Raw genomic sequence first — 6,000 nt, forward strand, 5'->3', positions numbered from 1 at the left:
GCACGCGCACATGCATGAATTAACCATACCAAAAAAATATCCCGTGTCAAAAAACCAGGCCAACGCGCCCATCGCGCCCCTTTCTTCCATGCCCCCCGCGCCGGCCCCCGCCGCCGACGGCCGGCGTATCCAGACACGGCGCTCCGGCGTGCACGGCAAGGGCGTGTTCGCCGTGCAGGACCTGGCCGAGGGCGAGACCCTGATCGAATACGTGGGCGAGGTCATCAACTGGAAGGAAGCGCTGCGCCGCCACCCGCACGACCCCAAGGACCCGAACCACACCTTCTACTTCCACATCGACGAAGACCATGTGATCGACGCCAAGCACGGCGGCAATTCCTCGCGCTGGATCAACCACAGCTGCAAGCCCAACTGCGAAGCCGACGAAGAGGACGGCCGCGTTTTCATCAAGGCGCTGCGCAACATCAAGGCCGGCGAAGAGCTGTTCTACGACTACGGCCTGATCATCGACGCGCCCTATACCAAGAAGCTGCTGGCCGAATACCCCTGCTGGTGCGGCGCCAGGAACTGCCGCGGCACCTTGCTGGCGCCCAAGGACGAGGACAAGAAAAAAGCCAAGGGCAAGAAAAAGTCCGCCAAGAAATCCGAAAAGAAGTCCGAGAAGAAGGCCGAAGCCAAAGCGGACAGGAAAAAAGCGGAAAAGAAGGCTGACAAGAAAGCTGATCAAAAAGCCGACAAAAAGCCCAAGAAGAAAAAGAAGGACTGAGCCGGTACTCACCGGTCCCCAGGCCGGCCCCGCCCGCCGGCCGGATTCCCGGGCCCTGAGCTTTCATGAGCACATCCTCACCCAACCCCTTACGCTGGCCCGCCGAGGCCCTCTGGGAGGCCCTGGCGCCCTCGCTGCCGGGCTTCACGGTCGAGGTGCTGCCCGAGATCGATTCCAGCAACACCGAGCTGATGCGCCGCTTCCGCGGCGGCCCCGGCGTGGAACCCCGTCCCGAGCCATTGCTGCTCATCGCCGAGCAGCAGACCGCCGGGCGCGGCCGCCTGGGCCGCCAGTGGCACAGCCGGCGCGGCGACAGCCTGACCTTTTCGCTGGGCCTGCCGCTGGCGCCCACCGACTGGTCGGGCCTGTCGCTGGTGGCCGGCGTCAGCGTGGCCGACAGCCTGGAGCCCTTGGCCTCCTCGCAGTCCTCCCAGGGCGGCAAACCGCGCATAGGCCTCAAATGGCCCAACGACCTCTGGCTGTCCACGCCCGAGGGCGAGCGCAAGCTGGCCGGCATCCTGGTCGAGACCGCGAGCTGGGAAGGCATCCGTTATGTGGTGATAGGCATAGGCATCAACATCCGCGCCGTGGCGCTGGATACCGCAGCCCCGGCGGCGGCCCTGCCCGCCATCCCGCCCGGCGGCCTGCAGGAACTGCTGCCCGCCCTCGACGCGCCGGCCACGTTGCTGCGCATCATCCCGCCGCTGGTGCAGGCGGTGCAGGCCTTTGAGCGCTTCGGCTTCGCGCCCTTCCAGGCGCGTTTCGCGGCGCGCGACGTGCTCGCGGGCCGGGCCGTGCAGCTGTCCGACGGTACCACCGGCACGGCCCACGGCGCCGCCGAAAACGGCGCGCTGCTGGTGCATACTGCGGCTGGCATGAAAGAAATCACCAGCTCCGAAGTCAGCGTGCGGCCCGTGGCGGCCCACCACCCGCAAGGCGCGCGCCCATGCTGAGGCTGCTGGTGCTGGCCCTGTTGCTGGCCAATGCCGGCTACTTCGCCTGGACACACGGCCTGCTGGCCGACTACGGTTTTTCCCCGGCCGTCCAGGCCGAGCCGCAGCGCCTGGCCCAGCAGATCCGGCCCGAGGCCATGCGGCTGCTCACAAGCGCCGAGGCGCGCCAGATCGAAAACGAACCCAGCCCCGCGCCCGCAGCGCAGGCCGCCCCCGAATGCCTGCAGGCCGGCCTCTTCAGCCCCGAACAAAGCAGTGCGCTGCGCGCCGGCCTTGAAAGCAGCTTTCCCATCGGCAGCTGGACGCTGGAAAGCAGCGTGGAGCCGGGCCGCTGGATCGTTTACATGGGCAAGTACAGCAGCGAGGACGCCCTCAACAAAAAACGCACCGAGCTGCGCGGCCTGGGCGTGTCCTTTGAAGCCCTGGTCAATCCCGCGCTGGGGCCCGGCCTGTCACTGGGCCACTACACATCGCAGGCCGAGGCCGAACGCGAGCTGGCCAAGGTGGCCACGCGCGGCGTGCGCACCGCCAAGGTGGTGCTGGAGCGGCCCGAGGCGCGCGGCCAGTTGCTCAAATTGCCGGCCGCCGATGCGGCGCTCAAAGCCAAGCTGGAAGCGCTCAAGCCGCAGCTGGCCGGCAAGCCGCTACAGCCCTGCTGAAATCAGGCCTCGACGGTCTTTATCTGCGTAAATCTGCGAAATCTGTGGATATGGATTTATCCGCAGATTTCGCAGATTTACGCAGATTGAAAACAAGGCAAGGCATTGATCAGCATCCTTGATGCTTATTCAAGTTCCAGGGGTAGGGTGAGGGCGCGACCGCAGTTGATGCCCCTTGTCGATATTTGATCTTTGAATATCGCAGCGCTACACGGCTTTCCAGGCGCGCAACGGCACACAGGTCTGCAAGCGCGTCACCGCCTGGTCCATCAGCGCCGGGTGCAGCTCATGGCCCAGCGAGCGGGCCACGTCCAGGGTCGCGTCGGCGCCCAGTTCCATCAGGTGGTCAAAATCGCTGCGCGTGCGCGCCAGCGGCACGATCTCGTCGTTCTGGCCGTGCAACAGGTGCAGGGTGGTCAGCGCGGGTGCGCGGGCCGGCCAGACCTGGTAGCCGCCGCCAAAGGACAGCAGGCGGCCCGCCAGGCCGTCGTGCGCATCGCTGAGCGCCAGTGCCAGGCTGGCGCCCGCGCCAAAGCCGGCCAGCGCGGTGTCCGATTGCAACACCTCAAAACGCTGTTGCTGCGCGCGCAGATAGGCGGCCAGCGCTTCCACGCGCGCGGCCAGTGCCGCCGCGTCATCCAGCCCCGCCGCCGCCGCGCCCGCCGCATCGGCATGCGGGCCCGTCAGGCCTTCGGGGATCAGCACGGCCGCTTCGGGAAAGGCGCCGCCCAGCAGGTTGCCCAGCTCCAGCATGTCGGCGGCCGAGCCGCCCGCGTCGTGCAGCAGCACAAACAGCTGGCGCGGCGTGGCGCCCGCGGGCAGCAGTTCAATGGTGACGGTGTCCAGGGGATTCATGGCGGGGCAGGGCGTTGGAGGGGCTGAAAAAAAGCACTTGGGGCCTGTGCGGCGGCTTTCAACCACTTTAGCCGAGCCCGCTATGCCGGGGCCGTTTCACCGCTGTGCGCCTCCTGCATCACCAGCAAGGCATGCAGGCCTATGCCGGCCGCCACGCCGCTCGCGCAGGCAAAGGTGATGCTGTGCGGCACGCGGGCCATGTCGCCGCCCGCATAGACGCCGGCCACGCTGGTCAGGCCCCAGGGATCGATGCGCACGACGGGCCCCATGGGCGTGTCGTCAAAGGCGCAGCCCAGCGCCGCGGCCAGCGGGCTGGCCATCCGCACCTGGGCGCCCACCAGCAGCGCCTTGAGCGGCAGGCGGCGGCCGTCCTGCAGCAGCACGCCGTCCAGCGCGGGTGATGCGCCCAGCAGCCCGGCGACGGGCGAAGCCTCGACCTTGACCTTGCGCGCCGCCAGCAGCGCCTGCTCTTCGGGGGACAGTTGCACCAGGCCCTGCGTGAACAGCGTCACCTCGCCCCAGTCGGCAAACAGCATCGCCTGGTGCACCGACATCGGCCCGGCGCCCAGCACGCCCACCGCGCCGCCGCCGATCTCGTAGCCATGGCAGTAAGGGCAGTGCACCACGGTTTGGCCCCAGCGCTCCTGAAGGCCGGGTATCTCGGGCAGCACGTCGGCCACGCCGGTGGCCAGCAGCAGGCGGCGACCGGTGAACCAGCGCATGCCGTCCTCGGCCTCCACCACAAAACCGGCCTCGCCGCTGTCCACGCGGCTCACGCGGCCACTGAAGAGTTTCACCGTCGGGTAGGCCTGCAGCTGCTGCCTGGCCTCGGCCAGGATCAGCGCGCCCGGCTTGCCGTCGTGGCCCAGCACGCCGTGCGATTCGGCGGCAAAGCGGTTGCGCGGCAGGCCCGCATCGATCACCAGCACCTGCCGCCTGGCGCGCGCCAGCTGCAGCGCGGCGGACAGCCCGGCAAAGCTGCCGCCCACAATGATGGCGTCATGCAGCATGGGAGGCCTCCGGCGAGGGATGGCGCGCCGCATGGGCGGCCATGGCGCGGTTGAAGTCGGCCGACAGGTCGGCCAGGGTCACCTCGCCCAGGCGCTTCATCAGCAAGGCCTCGGCCTCGCGCAGGCTGCCGGCCAGCGCGCGCTGCACCGACTGCTCGATGACGCAGCCGTCGGCATGCGGGCTTTCGCCGTGCGCCGGCGCGCTGCCCGCATCACCGACGGCCATCTGCACGTCCAGCAGGGTGACCGAAGCCAGGTCGCGCGCCAGCACCCAGCCGCCGCCGTGGCCGCGCTCCGACACCACAAAACCAGCCTCGCGCAGGCCGGCCATGGTGCGCCGCACCACCACCGCGTGCGTGCGCAGGCAGGCCGCGAGTTCGTCCGAGGTCATGGGCCCGCCGCGGTGGGCCATGTGCAGCAGGGCATGCAGGACGGCCGAAAGCCGGCCCTTTGATTTCATGTAACTTATCATGTTGCATGATTCTAGGGATACGGCCGCCGCGCGCCAGCCGGTCCCCTCAAAGCCCCACGCGGCCAGGGGCCAATGTCCCCGGATCCGGCACCCGTGCGGCCCGCCGGCGCCGGCTGGGCGAAAATCAGCGCTTTTATGCACGGGACACACATCCCGGATACCCCGGAAACACACCATGAAAATCGCAAAAGACACCGCAGTCACACTTAGCTACAAGGTGGCGGACGCCCAGGGCAAGCTGGTTGAGCAAAGCAACGCGCCCATGGTTTACCTGCACGGCGGCTACGGCAACACCCTGCCCAAGATAGAGGAAGCGCTGGACGGCAAGGAGCCGGGCTTCCAGACCGTGCTGGCGCTGGAGCCGCAGGACGCCTTCGGCCTGCGCGACGAAAGCCTGGTGCAGACCATCCCGCGCACGCAGTTCCCGCCCGGGGTCAAGGTCGGCGGCCAGCTCGAGGGCCGCGGCGAAGACGGCCGCCGGCATGTCTTCAACGTCACCAAGATCAAGGGCGACATCGTCATGCTGGACGGCAACCACCCCCTGGCCGGCAAGGCCCTGCGCTTTACCCTCAAGGTGACCGACGTGCGCGCCGCCTCCGAAGAAGAAATCGCCCACCGCCACGTCCACGGCGAGCACGGCCACCACCACTGACCCCCACCGACCCGCCACTGGTCGCCGCCCGGCGACCGGCCGGCGGCTGGCTGCCGGTAATATTCCCCGCGTTACCCCCCGTTACGGCAAAAAGATGCCCTCTGGCCTACAGTGGGATTGAGCCTACACATCCCGAAGGAGCCCGACGACAGGTGGGGCGCTGGATGGCGGCTAACTTCATGGATTAACTTCGGGGGCTCCATGGTCATCAACGCGTTTCTTGTCGAGGACAAGCCGGAAATACGCAATACCCTGGTCGAGGCCATGGAAGAAATCGCGCCGTTGCGCTTTGTCGGCCACGCCGATTCCGAGACCGGCGCGCGCCTGTGGCTGCACGACCATGAAGACTGGGACCTGGCCATCGTCGACCTCTTCCTCACCGAAGGCTCGGGCTTCGGCGTGCTCAAGGACTGCCAGCGCCGCAAACCCAGCCAGAAGGTCGTGGTGCTGACCAGCCACAACCAGGAAAACCTCCTGCTGCGCTGCCGCGAGCTGGGGGCCGATGAGATTTTTGACAAGTCGCATGATGTGGAGAAGTTGGTGAGGTTTTGCCAGCGACATGCGGATAGTCTGGATGGCGTCTTGCCGCCTACGCAGTGAGCCGGGTCTTGCTCCGGCGGCGCGCTCTTCCTCCTCATCTTCCTCCTTCTTCTGCTTGGTCCTGCTGGCCGG

At 67.7% G+C, this 6,000-nt stretch carries 8 protein-coding genes; 5 read left to right on the top strand and 3 right to left on the bottom strand.

The window, feature by feature from the left end:
* Positions 1–88 precede the first annotated feature (88 nt).
* From PMI15_RS14610 to PMI15_RS14620, 3 genes are all read left to right on the top strand, one after another.
* Positions 89–727: an SET domain-containing protein gene (locus PMI15_RS14610; protein WP_036839189.1), complete on the top strand. Its 639-nt coding sequence runs from the start codon at positions 89–91 to the stop codon at positions 725–727.
* Between the two features lie 65 nt (positions 728–792).
* The gene (locus tag PMI15_RS14615; protein WP_007870338.1) at positions 793–1,680 is read left to right on the top strand and encodes a biotin--[acetyl-CoA-carboxylase] ligase; all 888 of its coding nucleotides are present in this window, start codon (positions 793–795) and stop codon (positions 1,678–1,680) included.
* Positions 1,674–2,339 (top strand): SPOR domain-containing protein, encoded by a 666-nt coding sequence (locus PMI15_RS14620; RefSeq protein ID WP_007870341.1) that lies wholly within the window; start codon positions 1,674–1,676, stop codon positions 2,337–2,339. The genes PMI15_RS14615 and PMI15_RS14620 overlap by 7 nt, the downstream gene beginning before the upstream one ends.
* Positions 2,340–2,546: 207 nt before the next feature.
* Here PMI15_RS14620 and ypfH read toward each other — a convergent pair whose 3' ends face one another.
* The 3 genes from ypfH to PMI15_RS14635 all read right to left on the bottom strand — a co-directional run bounded on the left by ypfH (position 2,547) and on the right by PMI15_RS14635 (position 4,664).
* Positions 2,547–3,194, bottom strand: a complete 648-nt coding sequence (gene ypfH / locus PMI15_RS14625) for an esterase (RefSeq protein ID WP_007870355.1) — start codon at positions 3,192–3,194, stop codon at positions 2,547–2,549.
* A gap of 80 nt (positions 3,195–3,274) precedes the next feature.
* A complete protein-coding gene (locus PMI15_RS14630; protein WP_007870358.1) occupies positions 3,275–4,204 on the bottom strand; it encodes an NAD(P)/FAD-dependent oxidoreductase in 930 nt (309 codons plus the stop codon).
* Complete coding sequence (locus PMI15_RS14635; RefSeq protein ID WP_036839122.1) at positions 4,194–4,664, bottom strand: Rrf2 family transcriptional regulator; 471 nt, start codon at positions 4,662–4,664, stop codon at positions 4,194–4,196. The genes PMI15_RS14630 and PMI15_RS14635 overlap by 11 nt, the downstream gene beginning before the upstream one ends.
* A gap of 187 nt (positions 4,665–4,851) precedes the next feature.
* On the opposite strand from PMI15_RS14635, the gene PMI15_RS14640 reads away from it, so the two are divergent.
* Positions 4,852–5,328, top strand: coding sequence for a peptidylprolyl isomerase (locus PMI15_RS14640; protein WP_007870363.1), 477 nt, complete (start codon positions 4,852–4,854; stop codon positions 5,326–5,328).
* Positions 5,329–5,529: 201 nt separating this feature from the next.
* Complete coding sequence (locus tag PMI15_RS14645) at positions 5,530–5,928, top strand: response regulator (RefSeq protein ID WP_007870366.1); 399 nt, start codon at positions 5,530–5,532, stop codon at positions 5,926–5,928.
* Positions 5,929–6,000 lie beyond the last annotated feature (72 nt).

It is taken from the genome of Polaromonas sp. CF318 (assembly GCF_000282655.1).
In the GTDB taxonomy this organism is placed as follows: domain Bacteria; phylum Pseudomonadota; class Gammaproteobacteria; order Burkholderiales; family Burkholderiaceae_C; genus Polaromonas.